Source organism: Streptosporangium sp. NPDC004379 (assembly GCF_042873875.1).
In the GTDB taxonomy this organism is placed as follows: domain Bacteria; phylum Actinomycetota; class Actinomycetes; order Streptosporangiales; family Streptosporangiaceae; genus Streptosporangium.
Genome location: NZ_JBIAMC010000001.1, coordinates 876,274 through 891,225, shown reverse-complemented (window position 1 = coordinate 891,225; position 14,952 = coordinate 876,274). Strand labels below are relative to the sequence as shown.

Here is a 14,952-nt window from a genome sequence, read left to right as displayed (position 1 = left end):
GGTTATGTGTTGATTAAGCGGTTCCGTGCCGGAAAAACGGGTCACAGATGACGTTCGGCGGCGAGTCGCCATGCGACATCCCGGCCTTAGCGGATATAGCATTTTCACTGTTCAGGACGCACATCATCCCCCCGAAAAGGCTGGAAAGCCCCTTTCCGGCCTTTCAGGCAACGCGTTTTCTTTGGGGATTCCATGCGACGTCTCTTGTGCACGACCGTCACCGGCCTGATCCTGCTCGGCGGCACCGTCACCGCCGCCCAGGCGGCCACCGGGCCCAGCGATCCCGAGTACGACCCCGGGTACGACCCGGGCTCCGCGCAGCTCCAGGCGGACCCGGCCTGGCAGGACATGACGGACCCGGCGGACATCCCGCCGCCTCCGCCCGGTCCCCGGCCCATGCCGCCCGGGGCCGGCCGGCCCGTACCGCTTCCCATGCCCGTACCGCCTGGGCCCGGCCGGCCCGTACCGCCTCCCATGCCCCTGCCGCCTCCGTCCGTGAGGCCGCCCTTCCCCGGCGTCAGGCAGCTCACGCTGTCGGTCGCCAGGGCCTACGGGCCGTTCACCCAGCCGCGGACCGTCTGGCTGAGCTGCTCTCCCGTGCGCGGCACGCACCCGAACCCGTACGCGGCGTGCAGGGAGCTGGCCCCGGCGCAGGGCAACCCGGCGTTCGTCAGCGTCGTGTCGCCGATCTTCTGCTCGCGCATCTACCAGCCGGTCACGGCGCGGGCGTACGGCTCCTGGAACGGCCGGTACATCCGGTTCCAGCGGACCTACCCCAACTCCTGTGAGCTGCGCAGGGCTACCGGCCTGGTCTTCGCGTTCTGAGCGCCGGGGTCTTTCCGAGTCCTCCGGCCGGGGAGAGTCCGGTCCCCGGCCGGAGTCCCCGGTTCGCGACCCCGTGACCGGGAGTCGTCACCGTCCGCGTCCCACGACCGGGAGCCGTCGCCCTCCGTGCCCCTCGGGTTCGGAAGACGTGCCGCGCATGTTCGTCCTGTCGGCCCTGGACCCCGGCATGCGCGGCACCCCGGCCGGCGTGTCGAGACGCCGGCCGCCGGAAATATCGCCTTTTCCGGATAGGCGCACCGGGTGCGCCAGGTGTTTCTCGGATTGGATCCGACAACAGGGATCAACCCCCGTGAGAAGGTGCGAGGGTTGTGATTTCCTGGCATCTATTTGCTTCCGGCGAACCGTGTGGTCCGGATGGTTTTTTGCACCCCGAAGTACCTTTTTGGCTGATCAGCACATTCGGTGCGTAATCAAGCAAGATTTCCGCCATCAAGGGCACAGGGAGATTCATGTGCTTCTTCCACGGTGCGGGCGAGCGCCGCACTCCGCCCCCGGCAGGCAGGCGGGAGCCCCGGCGGCGACCAGCCCCCCGGCACGGGGAACGCGCTGGGGCCTGGAGGCCCACCCGGTCCCGCGGGTCCGGCGGGGTCCGCGGGTCCTCCCGGCCCGGCGAGGCCGAGACCGCCGGTCCCGGTGGCTCCGGCGCCTCCGGTGGTCCCGCCCGTCCGGATGATCCCCGGGGTGACGATCGGGACGGTGCCGGTGCGGCCGATCGAGATCCTGACGCCGGTCACGCCGATCGTGTCCGGGTGGACCTGCTGCACCTCCTGCTCGCCGTCCTGCACCCCCTGCCCGCCGTCGTGGACGGCTCGTCGGCACCTGGAGCGCGTGGAGCCCCTGGACCTCCTGGAACTCCTGGAGCCCGTGGACGTGCTGACGCGCCCCGCGAGAGGCCGGGGCCGCGGGCCGCGTGTCCGCGTCCCCGGCCCTTGCCGCGTCCCCGGCCCGTGCCCCGTCGCCGGACGGGGAGCGCTCGCCGGCCGCGCCGTACGGTGCCCGCCGCGTGCCCGGCCCGCGCTCCGCCGATGAGCGGGCGGGGCTGCCAGCCGGTTCCAAGTCCTCCCCAAGTCGTGCCCGGAATGCTCCGCTCCGGAAAGCGAGTTTGGGGAGAGCGAGCTAATGCAGGCACGAACAACCGTCGCGGCCGGGCTGGCGGGACTGGTCCTGGCCGGCGTCATGGCGTCACCCGGAGCCGCCCTGGCGGCCCCGAAGGATTCGGAGATTCCCGTGGGAACGCGGCTGGCGGCCCGGACGCATCCGGCCGTGCAGCTCACCTCGGTGTCCTACACCGCCGACGTCGCGGTGCCGACCCCGGTGGCCAAGCCGGCGGCGATCAGGAACCTGACCGTACAGGGGGTCGAGGCCGTCCGGTCGGGCAAGATCTCCTCCGACGACAACAGCATCTACCGGTGGATCGTCCAGCAGATGGCCGGGAACCCGGGCCGTTACTTCTCGCCGGGGAAGCCGGAGCGGGTCGTGAAGGCCACCGCGGGCGGGCTGTGCACGGGCTGGTGGGTCACGCCGGACGGCTACATGGTCACCGCCGCCCACTGCGTCGGTCAGGAGGACGCCCAGCTGGCGCGGACCTTCGCGTCCCAGGCACTCGAGAAGATCAACAAGAAGGACGCCGCCGACCTGGTGGCCGACCTCGGCGAGTTCGCCTCCGACGACGAGATCGTCCGGACCGCCGCCAAGATCTTCCAGATCTGGAACGCCGACAACATCAAGATCCGTAACGTCGAGAGCTCGCTGTCCCTGCTGCAGAGCCTGCCCGGCGGCGGCGTGGACAAGACCGCCAAGGCGGTCCCCATCGAGCTGGTCGCCAGGGGGACGGTCTACCCGGGCAAGGACGTCGCGATCCTCAAGGCCAACGGCATGAACAACCTGCCGACCGTTCCGCTGGGCGCCGACTCCGACGTGCGGGTCGGCGACACGCTCTACATCAGCGGTTTCCCCGGCACGGTGACGCAGACCTCGATCTTCAACATCGAGTCCAAGCTCGAACCCGCGTTCACCGAGGGCCCCTACAACGCCTCCAGGCAGACCCCCGAGGGCGTGCCGTACATCCAGACGCAGGCGCCCTCCTACCCGGGGAACTCCGGTGGACCGGTGTTCAGCAGGGACGGCAAGGTCATCGGCATCCTGGTCGGCGGGCTGATCCAGCAGGACGGAGGCTCCACCGAGGGGGAGAGCTTCGTGCTGCCGGTCGGCGTCGTCAAGGAGAAGCTGAACGAGAAGAACATCCGGCCCGCCGAGTCGGTGACGACGAGGACCTACAACGAGGCGCTGGAGCTGTTCTTCGCCGACCACTACTCCGAGGCGCTGCCGAAGTTCCGGGAGGTCCAGGCGCTGCACCCGAACCACCCCTACGTCGCCCGGTACATCTCCGACTCCCAGCAGGCCATCACCGCGGGCCGGGACAGGAGCCCGGGCCCGATCCCGCCGTGGCTGATGTGGGGCGGCGGAGGCCTGGCGCTCGTGGCCGCGCTCGGCGCCCTGGCCGTCGTGCTCGGGCGCAGGCGCCGCCCGAAGGCGCCGGCGCCCTTCCCCGAGATCCCGTACGACGCGCGGCAGGCCCCCCGGATGGCGGGGCACGGGCCCGTGCCCCAGGGCGACCGGTCCGGACGGTACGACCCGTACGGCGCGGACCCGTACGGCGGGCACGATCCGTACGGCGCGCCGCGGCGGCCCGTCCACTCGCGGCGCTCGCCGCACCCCCTCCCGATGGGGCCGGGGGACGGCCCCGCCGTCGCCCCGCAGCCGCCGTACGGTCAGGCCCCGCAGGCCGGCCCCGGGGCCGACACCAGGATCGCCGATCTTGAGGCGGAGCTGGAACGGCTGCGCCGCGGTCTCGGCCGGCACCCGGACGACGGGCGCTGAGGCGCCGCTCCCGGCGGGCCCCCGGACGTCATGGAGCGCCCGGAGACCCGCGGGCCCCCGGACGTCATGGGGCATCCGGAGACCTTCGGGCGCGCCGTTCCCGGATCCCTCGCGGGGCCGGGAGCGGCGGTCACACCCGCTCCGGGACCTTCGCCCGGCGGCGTCCCCGGTAACCGCCGCGCACCAGGACGTCACCGCCGACCACGATGTCCTCCTGGGCGAGGACGGCCGCGGACCGGCTCAGGACGTCCGCGGACCGGCCCGGGAGGTCGACGGACCGGTTCGGGAGGTCGACGGACCGGGTGCGGACGGCCGGGGCGGGCCCGAGCCGGACGGTCGTGCCGGCCACGGACTCGGAACGCCGGTGCCGCCGGCCGCGCAGCGGGACGTCCTGGGCGAAGGCCGACGTCTCCAGCGGGTGCTCGCGATGGTGCCGCCGGTCCTGCTGCCGGGCGTCCTGCGTGAAGGCGATGGCCTCGGCGGGATGCTCGCGCAGGCGGCGTCTGCCCTGGTAGGGCGCCCTCGGGCCGTCGTGGCGGCGGACCGGGGAGATCTCCCGGTCCGGAGCCCGCTCCGGCCTCCCGGCGTCTCCGGTCCCTGCGGCGTCCCCGGCCGCGCCCGACCGGCTCTCCGGAACGGACGCGAACCAGCCCTCGGAGGCGGTCGTGGACCGGCTGCCCGATACGGGGGAGAACCAGCTCTCGGAGGCGGCCTCGGGGCGGTCCCCGGAGACGGCGGAGAGCCAGCTCTCCGCCGTCTCGCTCACGCGGGCGAGGAGGGCCGTCAGGTCGGTCTCCTCGGCGTGCGTGAGGCTGGCCGCGTCGGGGAACGGCTCGGCCCCCGCGCCGTGGGAGCCGGTACGGGCGAGTGCCGCCGGCAGGGCCTCGTCGGCCCGGTGGACGTGCAGGGACGAGGCCGTGACGACGGCCTGCTCGGCCGGCGGGACCGCCGCGGTGGTGGAGACGGCCGTCCGTGCGGTCGCGGCCCCGGGGAGGGACACCCGGCCGTCCCGCGCCGTGGTGGCCGCGGGGATGGGGACCGGGGTGGGCGTGATCTCGGGGAGGACCGTCCCGGCGGTCCGCGACTCGACGACCGGGGCCGTGGAGACGGGGGACACGGCCGTGGCAGGCGCGTTCTTGGTCATCCGGCGGCGTCCCGGTGCGCGGCGGCGGCCGGGGGCCCGGCGGGCGGGCGCCTTCCGCGACGGGGCCGCGGGGACCGCGCCGGCGAAGGCGAGGCGGGTCCGCGACTGCTTCATCCTGGCATGGGCGATCATCGCCATCGCGGTGAGCAGGACCGGCGCGAGAACGGTCGGGCTGCCGAGCTGGGGGACGGGCAGGGACAGGTCGCGGCCGGAGGCGACCGGGTCCGCGGAGATCGCCTTGGTGTCCGCGGTGGCCGGCTTGGCGTGCTTTCCGGCCGAGGTCCCGGACGGCGCGGCGGCCTGCCCGGCCGTCGTGCCGGTGATCCCCGCCGTCGCGCCCGTCGTGCCGGTGGTCCCGGTGGCGCCCGCCGTACCGGTGCCGACGCCGTTGACGGTCGTGGTCGTGGTCGCCGGGGCCTCGGCCTGGGCGGGGGACGGCGAGGGGGCGGCGTGCTTGCCGGGGCCCTTGGCGTGCTTGGGAGCGGGCTTGGCGGTCGTCTTCGTGCCGGTCTTCTCGACCGGCACGGGGTCGGGCACGGCGAACAGCGCCAGCACACCGGGGTCGGGCGAGACCTCCACCGAGTTGTCGGACCGGACGTCGGAGGAGGTGACGACGGTCTTCTTCTGGGCCGCCTCCTTCTCCAGCCGGGCCTTGATCTTCTCGGGGTAGCCGTAGCCGACGACCTTGTCGGTGTCGCGCACCTTGCGCTTGGCGACCCCGCCGTCGATGTTGCCCTCGATCGTGTGGATCTTCCGGCCCTCGACCTTGGTCACGATGCCCACGTGGTCGATGCGGTCGATCTTGTTCGAGCCGCCCCAGTCGAAGAAGACGATGGCGCCGGGCTCCGGGGTGGTGCCCCAGGCGTCCTGCTCCTTGAACCACCGCGCGTGGTAGACGGTGTAGGCGAACTGCCCCACCCAGCTCTCGTAGCCGAGCTTGTGCGCCGCCCACGACAGGTACATGTCGCACCAGGGGGCGGAGGAGTAGTCGTCCTTCGACACCACGGTGCCGTCGTACCAGCCGCCGAACTTCGTGTAACCGTCCGACTTCTCGGAGTAACCGAGCTGGCTTTCCAGCAGCTCGATGAACTTGTGCATCTCAGGGGTCATAGAGAGTTTCGCGAGAACCCCGATGGCCACGCGTGTGTGGTCGCGCCGCCTTCGCGACCTGGGCATCGGGGACGGGGTCGAACGATGGTGCGTTCACGCGGGCGGTCGGAGAGGGACCGGGGCGCGTGTGGCGGCACCATTGGCCAGTGTCTTCCGTGACGGGAGGGGTTACATGCTTCAAGAATAGGTTACGTCACGGTAAAGCGTGCATAGATCTCAAAACTGGGTAGGACCACTCAGATGGGTGCGTAGAGGACGAGGGTGTTCCCCGAGGGGTCGCGGAGCACCGCCCTCGTCTCGTGCGGTCCCGCCTCCGGCTCGCGCACCACCGTCGCGCCCGCGTCCGCCAGCTCCCGTACGGCCCGCGCGACGTCGTCCACCCGGTAGGACGGCGCGGTGACCTCCCCGGCCACCCGCTCCTCCGCCGCCACCAGCGCGACCGTGGCGCCGCCCCCGTCCAGGGCCGCGAACCGGTCGCCGTCGCGGAAGCGCACCGCCAGGCCGAGCGTCCCGGAGTAGAAGGCGATCGCCTCTCCCATGTCGGCCACGGGGATCAGGACGTTGCCAAGCTTGGTCAAGGAAGCCTCCGCGGGGGTCGGTTGTCGATCGACAAGCTAGCGATGCCGGTTTCCAGCTACAAGACGAGGTTCCAGGTGATTTTTTGCGAAACCTGGGTACCGGCCGTGCTTCACCCGGTTTTCGGGGGGCCGGAACCCGCTCGGCCGTCCGCCTGCCGGGCCGGACTCCACTCGGCCGTCCGCCGCCGGGCCGGACCTCCACTCAGCCACCCGCCCCCGCCGCCTCCGAGACGTCGTCCGTCCCCGTGAGGTCTCCGATTTCCGGGAGGCCGCCCGTCCCGGAGACGCCGGAGTCTGTCCCGGTGCGATCCGGGTCCGCCTCCGGAGCGGAGGGCCCGGAGAGCCCGGAAGGTCCGGAAAAGCCGGAGGAGCCGGAGAGGCCGGAGCGCCCGGAAGGCCCGGAGGCCGTGCCCCGCCCGCAGGCGGGCAGGCCCAGCCGCACGTCCCGGGAGCGCATCTCGCCGCCGGGGACGACGGCGATCGTCACCAGCCGGTGGGCGTACTCCCCGCAGGGGGGAAGGGCGGCGAACTCCCCGGGGACCCGGCGGGTGTACTCCGTCAGACCGGACAGCGTCAGGGTGCGGACGCCGCCGGTCAGCCCGCCCTCGCCGCCGACGACCTTCTGGGCGAACCCCAGCCGCACGGTCACCGCCGAGGTGCCCGCGGCCCGCACCCGGAAGCCGACCTCGGAGCCGTCGAACGAGATGATCTCCGCCTCCGCGGCCGGGGCGCCGGGAGAGGGGGTGGGCGAAGGCCCGGCCGGGGGCGGCGTGCCCGGGGAGGGCGCCGATCCCGTCGGGCTCGGCCGGCCGGGGACGGTGGCCGTCGCGGTGGGACCCGGCCGGCCCGGACCGGTGGCCGTCGCGGTGGGTCCCGGACTGCCCGGCCGCGCGGTGGGGCCGGGACGCCCGGGCCCGCCGGTGGGAGCCGGAGGAGCGGACCGGTCCGGGGAACCGCCCGGCCCGGTGGGCGCGGGCGGCGCGGTCCGGCCGGGGGCGGCGCTCCTCGGCGGCCCGGGGGAGGGGCTGGGGACGACGGGGTCCCGGGACCGTCCGCGGCCGGCCGGCCGGGCCGTCCCGTGGTCGCCGGAGGCGGCCGTGCCGCCCGCGTGCCGTCCCGGGGCGGGAGTGAAGACCGTGCCCGAGGCGAGCCGGTCGGGGGTCCGGCCCGCGACCACCAGTCCGGTGACGACCGCGACGCCGATCATCCCCGCGGCCGCCGCGATCCGCGGGCCGAGCCGGGGCCGGCGCGCCGTGCCCGCCCGGCCGGCCGCGTTCCCGGGCTTCGGGACGCCGGCCCTGGGAGTGGTCCTGGCCAGCGGGAACGCCAGCGCCAGCCCGATGGCGAGCTCGGCCAGGCGTTGCCGCCCCCGCCGCTCCCAGTCCGGCCCGCAGGCCGCGGGCGCGACCGACTCCAGGGCCGCGGCGAATTCCCGGGCCGTGGCCGGCCGGTCCGCCGGGTCCTTGGCCAGTCCGCGTGTCACCAGCTCGCGGAGCCCGTGGAGCCGAGGGGCCGGGGCCGGAACCGCCTCCACCGGGACCGGCTCGATCCGGTGCCGCCGCCCAAGCTCCGCGAGCTCCGCGAGCTCCGCGAGCTCCGCCGGTCCCGCGGTCTCCGGGCCGGGCCCCGCGTGCGCCGTGCCGTACGGCGGGCGCCCCGTGAGGCACTCGAAGAACACGCACGCGGCCGCGTACAGGTCGCCCGCCGGACCGGCCGGGAGCCCGTCCCACCACTCGGGCGCCGCGTAGGGCAGGCCGCCCGGCGGCCCCGGCCCGCCGGTGCGGGCGGCCACGCCGAAGTCCGTCAGCTTGCCGGCGCCGTCCGCCTGGACGAGCACGTTCTCCGGCCGGTGGCCGCGGTGCACCACTCCCGCGGAGTGCGCGGCCGCGAGGCCCGCCAGCGAGTCCCGCAGCACCACCAGCGCGGCCTCGGGGCCGAGGGCGCCGTGCCGGGCCAGGATCCTCCGGAGCGGGACCCCGTCCACCAGCTCCATCACGATCGCGGCCTGGATCACGTCCTCGTAGTACTCGTGGAACGAGACCACGTTGGGATCGCGCAGGTCCGCCAGGACGTGGGCGTCCCGCCGGAACCCGGCCAGGAACCCGGGGGAGTCCCGCAGGGAGGCGCCGAGATACTTGATGGCCACATAGGCGCCGGTGGCCTCGTAGGTGGCCAGCACCACGCGGCCGCCGCCCCCGCCGCCGAGCTCTCGCACCTCGCGGTATCCCGGAACCATCCAGTCCCCCTCCGAGCGCCGTCGGTTGTTCGACGGTCTCACCCCCCGGGACGGTTGTCACGGTTCGCGAACTTCGCACCGGGCAGTAAGCCGGATACGGGGGATGCATCGATGACGGGGGCCCGGTTCCATGCGGAAACTCGATGTCCCGCTGGCAGCGGTCGCCGTGGCGCTGCTGCTCGCGATGGTGGCGTGGGGGGTGATCTCCCCGGAATCGCTGAACACGGCGGGCACGGACGCGCTCGGCTGGGTGCTCGACGGCTTCGGCTGGCTGTTCGTGGTCGCCGCCGACCTCTTCCTGGTCCTGGCGGTCGTACTGGCGGCGAGCCGGTACGGCACGATCCGGCTCGGCAAGGACGACGACACCCCGGAGTTCTCCAACCTCGCGTGGGTCGCGATGATGTTCAGCGCCGGCATGGGCATCGGCCTCATGTTCTACGGCGTCGCCGAGCCCGTCACGCACCTGCTCCGGCCGCCTCCGGGACTGGGCGTCACCGCGGGCTCGCCGGAGGCCGCGCGCGTCGCGATGGAGTACTCGCTGTTCCACTGGACCCTGCACCCCTGGGCCATCTACGCGATCACCGGACTGGCCCTGGCGTACTCGACCTTCCGCATGGGGCGCGGCAACCGGTTCAGCGACGCCTTCATCCCGCTGTTCGGCGGCAGGCCCCGGCCGCTCGCGGGACGGGCACTGGATCTACTGGCGCTCCTCGCCACGGTCTTCGGCACCGCCACCAGCCTGGGGCTGGGAGCCCTGCAGGTGGAGTACGGCCTCAACGCGCTGTTCGGGCTCAGCGGCCGGCGGCTGGAGGTGATCGTCATCATCGTGCTGACCGCCGCCTTCGTCGTCTCGGCGGCGACCGGCGTGCACCGGGGCGTGCAGTGGCTGAGCACCGCCAACATCTACCTGGCCGCCCTCCTGGCCGTGCTCATCTTCGTCTTCGGCCCCACGATCGCCACCCTCGACCTGCTCCCCGCGTCGGTCGGCGGCTACCTGCAGGACCTCATCCCCATGTCCTCGCGGACGGGGGCGTTCATCGACAAGCAGTGGCTCGGGACCTGGACCATCTTCTACTGGGCGTGGTGGATGTCGTGGGCGCCGTTCGTCGGGGCCTTCATCGCCCGGATCTCCCGGGGGCGGACCGTCCGCGAGTTCGTCATCGGTGTCCTGCTCGTCCCGTCCGGCGTCAGCGTGCTCTGGTTCGTCATCAGCGGCGGCGCCGCCGTGTGGTTCCAGCGCGAGGGCACGGTGGACTTCTCCGCGACCCTCGCCAAGGGACCGGAGTCGGCGATGTTCACGCTGCTCGACCACCTGCCCCTGGCCCTGGTCACCACCGCGATCACCGTGATCCTCGTCGCGCTCTACTTCGTCAGCGGCGCGGACGCGGCCGCGCTCGTCCTCGGCTCGCTGTCCAGCAGGGGATCGCTCCACCCGCCCCGGCCGCTGGTCGTGATGTGGGGGGTGCTGACCGGCATGATCGCCCTGGTGCTCCTGCTGGCGGGCGGCCTGGAAGGGCTGCAGCGCGCCACGATCCTGGTCGCGCTGCCGTTCGTGGCCGTCATGCTCCTGCTCTGCGTGGCCCTGGTGAAGGAGCTGCGCCGGGATCCGAGGATCACCGCCCCCCGGGGGCACTCCTACGGCCTGCCGGCCGCCGTCCGGCGGGCCTGGGGCGAGGACGACGGGCCCTGACCCGCCGCGCGGCGGGCGGCGCCGGCCCGGAGGGGACCCGCTCCCGGGGCCGGACTCCGCGACCGGACTCCGGGGCCGGATTCCGGCGGCCGTACGGCGTGGCGGAGGGCATGACCGGCGGAACCGCGGGCAGCGTGGTGGCCTGGGTGGAGGATGCCCGGGAGAAGGAGTGCCATGGGGCTCGAAGTCGTCAAGGTGTTGCTCAAGGCCGCGGCGGGCGGGTTGTTCGTGCTGCTGTTCGCCGCGCTGGCGGAGGCGATCGCCCCGAAGAGGCTGGCGGGCGTGTTCTCCGCGGCTCCGTCCGTGGCCCTGGGCGGCATGCTGGTGACGGCCGGACTCAGCGGGGTGTCCGACGTCCGTCAGGCGGCACTGGGCATGGCGGTCGGGGCGATCGCGTTCGTCGTCTACTGCCTGGTGGGGGTGCCGCTGCTGAAGCGGTGGGGCGCCTGGAAGGGGTCGGCGGCCGCGCTCGGCGTCTGGCTGGTCGCGGCCGTGGCGGGCTACCTGGTGGTGTGGCCGTGACGAGCGACCTCCACGGCGACCACGAGGACCGGCGCCGCGGCCTGCCCGGCGGGCGCGACTCCGGCGGCGGCCGCACCGGTCCCCACGACGATCGCGGCGGCCACGGCTTCCACGGCGATCGCGATGGCTCCGGCGGCCGCCGGCGGGACGACGAGCGGCGCGACGAGGTACGGTTCGCCCCCCGCAAGCTCGCGGAGACCAGGCCGCGCGAGTGGCTGGTCCGGTTCGGGTTCGGCGCCGGGGTCTCCGCCCTCGCCGCCGTGATCGCCACGGTGGCCGGTCCGCGGTTCGGCGGCCTCTTCCTGGCGTTCCCGGCGATCCTGATGGCGTCGCTGACGCTGGTCGCCAAGAAGGAGAGCGTGCGCCAGGCCCGCAACGAGGCCCGGGGCGCGACCTTCGGCGCGGTGGGGCTGTTCGGCTTCGCCGCGGTCCTCGCCGCCGGGCTGGCCGCCCGGTGGCCGCTGTGGGCGGTCCTGACCGCCGCCACCGCGGCGTGGGCCGTCCTGGCGCTGGGCTGCTACCTGCTGGCCAGGGCGTTCGGCGCCGGGGGAGACGAGCCACCGGCGGGCTGAGCCCGCGGCCCCGACGCCACGTCCGCTCCGGACGCTCACGGCGGCTCCGGAGGGCTTCCGGCCGGCTCCGCGCGGACGGGCTCGTCCGGCGTCGCACCCGTGGAACCCGGCGGCCCGGAGCCGACTGGCGGCACGGAGCACCCGGCGGCACGGAGCACCCGGCGGCACGGAGCACCCGGCGGCACGGAGCGCCCGGCGGCACGGAGCGCCCGGCGGCCGCGGGTCAGCCGCCGCCGGTCTCCTCGGCGCGCGAGGACACGAAGTCCCCCGTGCCCTCCAGCGTGTAGAGGAGCCCCTCGTCCCGGAGCACCTGGACCGCCCGCCGTACGTCCTCGGGGGTGAGGCCGTACCGTTCCCCGAGGGCCTCCACGGAGGGGATCGGGCGGTCCATCTCCATCTCGCCGCGGGTGATCTGCGTCCGGAGGACGTCAGCGAGCCGCCGGTAGGCGGGGTCGTCCCCGCCGTTGTCGATCGTCACGACCAGGAATCGTAGACGTCGGCCGGGGGAACGCCGAGCAGGCGCGCGGCGAGGAGTCCGCCGGTTCGCCGCTTTCCGGTACCGTTCGGCGGGTGACCGTCCTGCTGCCCGGCGTGGCCCTCACCGACCACGTCCTCACCGTCCCCCTCGACCACGCCGACCCCGGAGGCGAGACCATCGAGGTCTTCGCCCGGGAGGCGGTGGACCCGGCCAGGCGGGACGAGGACCTGCCGTGGCTGCTCTTCCTGCAGGGCGGGCCGGGCGGCAGGTCGCCGCGGCCGACCGGCGCGGACGGCTGGCTGGGGCAGGCGCTGAAGACCCACCGGGTGCTCCTGCTCGACCAGCGGGGAACCGGCCGCAGCACCCCGGTCACCGCCGCGACCGTCTCCGGCTCCGACGCCGGGCTGGCCGCCCGCCTCGCGCACTTCCGCGCCGACGCGATCGTCGCCGACGCCGAGCTGATCCGCCGCGAGCTGTGCGGCGGGCGGCCGTGGGAGACCCTCGGCCAGAGCTACGGCGGGTTCGTCACGCTGACCTACCTGTCGCGGGCGCCCGAGGGCCTTTCCGCCTGCTACGTCACCGGCGGCCTGGCCGGGCTCGCGGCGAGCGCCGACGACGTCTACGCGCGGACCTACCCCAGGGTCCGCGCCAAGGCCGAGCGGTACTTCGCCCGCCACCCCGGCGACTCCGCCCGCCTGGACGCGATCGCCGACCATCTGCGCGACCGGGAGGTCCTGCTGCCCGACGGCGACCGGCTGACCGTGCGCCGCCTGCAGAGCCTCGGCATGTGCCTGGGGACGGGCGACGGCGCCGACCGCCTGCACTGGATGCTGGAGGAGGCGTGGGCCGGCGACCGGCTCTCCGACCCGTTCCTGTACGAGGTCATGACGGCCACCGGGTTCGTCGGCAACCCGCTCTACGCGGTCCTGCACGAGTCGATCTACGCCCAGGGCGGCGCCACCGCCTGGGCCGCGCACCGCCTGCTGCCGGAGGACTTCGCCGAGGACGCGCGCCCGCTGCTGCCCACCGGGGAGATGATCTATCCCTGGATGTTCGACGAGATCGCCGCGCTGCGCCCCTTCAGGGGCGCCGCCGAGATCATCGCGGCCCGCTCCGGCTGGCCCGCCCTCTACGACCCGGTACGGCTGGCGGCCAACCGGGTCCCGGTCGCCGCCGCCGTGTACTACGACGACATGTACGTCGACGAGGGCCTGTCGATGGAGACGGCCCGCGCGGTGGGCGGGGTGCGGGCCTGGGTGACCAACGAGTGGGAGCACGACGGTCTGCGCGTCTCCGGCGGCCGGGTCCTCGCCCGCCTGATGGAGACGGTCAAGGGCGTCCACGGCCCCTGAGCCGCCGGGCCGTCCCGCTTCCGCCCCGCCCCCGGGTCCCGTCCCGCGTCTCAGGACCCGTCTCCCGCTCCGCCTCCGCTCGCGGCCGCCCGGCTTCCGCCGGACGGCCGGGCGGGCGGTCAGGCGGGCGGTTCGACGAGCGGGAGCCGTACCTGGAAGCGGGTGTCGCCGGGCCTCGACTCCACCCGCAGGTCGCCGCCGTGCCGGCCGGCCACGATGCGGTAGGAGATGTCCAGCCCCAGCCCGGTGCCCTCGCCGACGGCCTTGGTGGTGAAGAACGGCTCGAAGATCCGCTCCTGCAGGTGCTCCGGGACGCCGGGGCCGGTGTCGCAGATCTCCACCAGGGCGGTGGTGTCGTACTCCACGCGGGTGCGGACGGTCAGTGTGCCGCTGCCGTCCATCGCGTCCAGCGCGTTGTGGATCAGGTTGGTCCACACCTGGTTGAGCTCCCCGGCGTAACCGGGGATCGGCGGCAGCTCCGGGTCGTAGTCGGTCGCCACGCTCACCCCGGGCGGGATCTTGCCCTTGAACATGGCGAGCGTGCTGCCCAGCAGCTCCCGCACGTCCACCGTCTGGTACGGCGCGCGGTCCATCTGCGAGTACTGCTTGGCGGAGGCCAGCAGCGAGGAGATCCGCCCGGTCGCGTCGGTCACCTCGTCCAGCATCTGGCTGATCTCGATGGCCTCCGAGAGCCAGCGCACCGCGCCGGGCAGGTGCTCCTCGCCGACCGCCTCGCGCACCGTGTCCAGCCCGCCGGGGCCGAAGCCCGCGCTCACCAGGGCGGGGGCCAGCTCCCAGCCGTCCGGCACCCCGGCGTCCTCCAGCGCCTCGCCCAGCGTGTCCTCGGCGTCGGAGATCTCCAGCGGGGACCGCGCGGGAATCTCCGAGGCGCCGTCCGTGCAGCCCTCCTGGAGGTCGATCAGGGCGCGCAGCCTGTCGGCGGGGATGCCCGACTCGGCCAGCGCGGCCAGCTCCCGCCGCGACGAGCGGACCATCTCCCGCAGCTCGCCCACGGCGCGCACGGCCGCCGCGGCCGGGTTGTTGAGCTCGTGGGTGAGCCCGGCGGTGATCGTGCCGAGCGCGGTCAGCCGCTGCCTGCGGTCGATGAAGTCCCGCTGGGCGAGCCCGCCGAGACGCACCCCGTCGAGCAGGTGCACCGCCATCGGGAACCACTCGCCGATCATGTGCCCGTACTTCTTCGCCGGGAGCACGAAGAGCCGTGACGGCTTGGTCGCGCGCAGCGAGTGGGCGTAGGTGTCCGGGGCGCGGTCGCCGAGGTAGGCCGAGATCGCCCCGGCGTAGACGCCGGGCTGGGAGGTGGGGGCCATGGAGACCGGCCCGGCGGGGGTCTCGGTGGTCATCATGACCTCGCCGTCGATGAGCACGAAGAACGACTCGGCGGGATCGCCCTGCCGCAGGACCGTCTCACCCGCGTCGTAGCCGCGTTCCTCGCCGTAGGCGACCAGCCAGGCGATCTTCTCGTCGTCGAGCCTGTCGAACAGGAACAGCCTTCTGAGCACCTCAGGATCGGTCATGCGGCCTTC

General features: G+C 74.1%; 12 protein-coding genes. 7 read left to right on the top strand and 5 right to left on the bottom strand.

All coding sequences use genetic code 11. The annotated features are described in order from the left end of the window. Nucleotides 1-192 precede the first annotated feature (192 nt). From ACFYSC_RS03965 to ACFYSC_RS03955, 3 genes are all read left to right on the top strand, one after another. Entirely contained in the window at nucleotides 193-825 is a 633-nt protein-coding gene (locus ACFYSC_RS03965) for an SSI family serine proteinase inhibitor (RefSeq protein WP_389956200.1), read from the top strand. A gap of 702 nt (nucleotides 826-1,527) precedes the next feature. Beyond that, nucleotides 1,528-1,875 (top strand): hypothetical protein, encoded by a 348-nt coding sequence (locus ACFYSC_RS03960; RefSeq protein WP_389956197.1) that lies wholly within the window; start codon nucleotides 1,528-1,530, stop codon nucleotides 1,873-1,875. Nucleotides 1,876-1,965: 90 nt separating this feature from the next. Further along, the gene (locus ACFYSC_RS03955) at nucleotides 1,966-3,726 is read left to right on the top strand and encodes a trypsin-like peptidase domain-containing protein (protein WP_389956194.1); all 1,761 of its coding nucleotides are present in this window, start codon (nucleotides 1,966-1,968) and stop codon (nucleotides 3,724-3,726) included. A gap of 130 nt (nucleotides 3,727-3,856) precedes the next feature. On the opposite strand, the gene ACFYSC_RS03950 is transcribed toward ACFYSC_RS03955, so the two are convergent. From ACFYSC_RS03950 to ACFYSC_RS03940, 3 genes are all read right to left on the bottom strand, one after another. Next, nucleotides 3,857-5,968 carry a CHAP domain-containing protein gene (locus tag ACFYSC_RS03950; protein ID WP_389956191.1) on the bottom strand — a complete coding sequence of 704 codons (2,112 nt, stop codon included), beginning with the start codon at nucleotides 5,966-5,968 and terminating at the stop codon, nucleotides 3,857-3,859. A gap of 248 nt (nucleotides 5,969-6,216) precedes the next feature. Beyond that, nucleotides 6,217-6,558: a VOC family protein gene (locus ACFYSC_RS03945; protein ID WP_362942069.1), complete on the bottom strand. Its 342-nt coding sequence runs from the start codon at nucleotides 6,556-6,558 to the stop codon at nucleotides 6,217-6,219. Between the two features lie 202 nt (nucleotides 6,559-6,760). Then, on the bottom strand, nucleotides 6,761-8,794 hold the full coding sequence (locus ACFYSC_RS03940; protein ID WP_389956187.1) for a protein kinase: 2,034 nt from the start codon (nucleotides 8,792-8,794) through the stop codon (nucleotides 6,761-6,763). A 130-nt stretch (nucleotides 8,795-8,924) separates the two neighbouring features. On the opposite strand from ACFYSC_RS03940, the gene ACFYSC_RS03935 reads away from it, so the two are divergent. From ACFYSC_RS03935 to ACFYSC_RS03925, 3 genes are all read left to right on the top strand, one after another. Then, nucleotides 8,925-10,484 (top strand): BCCT family transporter, encoded by a 1,560-nt coding sequence (locus ACFYSC_RS03935; RefSeq protein ID WP_389956184.1) that lies wholly within the window; start codon nucleotides 8,925-8,927, stop codon nucleotides 10,482-10,484. Nucleotides 10,485-10,658: 174 nt separating this feature from the next. Beyond that, nucleotides 10,659-11,006: a DUF3147 family protein gene (locus ACFYSC_RS03930; protein WP_389956181.1), complete on the top strand. Its 348-nt coding sequence runs from the start codon at nucleotides 10,659-10,661 to the stop codon at nucleotides 11,004-11,006. Beyond that, nucleotides 11,003-11,578: a DUF3147 family protein gene (locus tag ACFYSC_RS03925; protein ID WP_389956178.1), complete on the top strand. Its 576-nt coding sequence runs from the start codon at nucleotides 11,003-11,005 to the stop codon at nucleotides 11,576-11,578. Before ACFYSC_RS03930 ends, ACFYSC_RS03925 begins: the two co-directional genes overlap by 4 nt. Before the next feature lie 223 nt (nucleotides 11,579-11,801). Here the strand turns inward: ACFYSC_RS03925 and ACFYSC_RS03920 are convergent, their stop codons facing one another. Beyond that, nucleotides 11,802-12,056 carry a GntR family transcriptional regulator gene (locus tag ACFYSC_RS03920; protein ID WP_389956175.1) on the bottom strand — a complete coding sequence of 85 codons (255 nt, stop codon included), beginning with the start codon at nucleotides 12,054-12,056 and terminating at the stop codon, nucleotides 11,802-11,804. 92 nt (nucleotides 12,057-12,148) lie between these two features. Here ACFYSC_RS03920 and ACFYSC_RS03915 point away from each other — a divergent pair, with 92 nt between their 5' ends. Next, complete coding sequence (locus tag ACFYSC_RS03915) at nucleotides 12,149-13,408, top strand: alpha/beta fold hydrolase (protein WP_389956173.1); 1,260 nt, start codon at nucleotides 12,149-12,151, stop codon at nucleotides 13,406-13,408. A 119-nt stretch (nucleotides 13,409-13,527) separates the two neighbouring features. Here the strand turns inward: ACFYSC_RS03915 and ACFYSC_RS03910 are convergent, their stop codons facing one another. Further along, entirely contained in the window at nucleotides 13,528-14,943 is a 1,416-nt protein-coding gene (locus ACFYSC_RS03910) for an ATP-binding protein (protein ID WP_389956170.1), read from the bottom strand. Nucleotides 14,944-14,952: the final 9 nt, after the last annotated feature.

Excerpts from the sequence above, each read along its gene's own strand:
- ACFYSC_RS03955 (WP_389956194.1), top strand. The coding sequence starts at position 1,966 with ATGCAGGCACGAACAACCGTCGCGGCCGGGCTGGCGGGACTGGTCCTG.
- ACFYSC_RS03965 (WP_389956200.1), top strand. The coding sequence starts at position 193 with ATGCGACGTCTCTTGTGCACGACCGTCACCGGCCTGATCCTGCTCGGC.
- ACFYSC_RS03940 (WP_389956187.1), bottom strand. The coding sequence starts at position 8,794 with ATGGTTCCGGGATACCGCGAGGTGCGAGAGCTCGGCGGCGGGGGCGGC.
- ACFYSC_RS03935 (WP_389956184.1), top strand. The coding sequence starts at position 8,925 with ATGCGGAAACTCGATGTCCCGCTGGCAGCGGTCGCCGTGGCGCTGCTG.
- ACFYSC_RS03950 (WP_389956191.1), bottom strand. The coding sequence starts at position 5,968 with ATGCACAAGTTCATCGAGCTGCTGGAAAGCCAGCTCGGTTACTCCGAG.
- ACFYSC_RS03910 (WP_389956170.1), bottom strand. The coding sequence starts at position 14,943 with ATGACCGATCCTGAGGTGCTCAGAAGGCTGTTCCTGTTCGACAGGCTC.
- ACFYSC_RS03930 (WP_389956181.1), top strand. The coding sequence starts at position 10,659 with ATGGGGCTCGAAGTCGTCAAGGTGTTGCTCAAGGCCGCGGCGGGCGGG.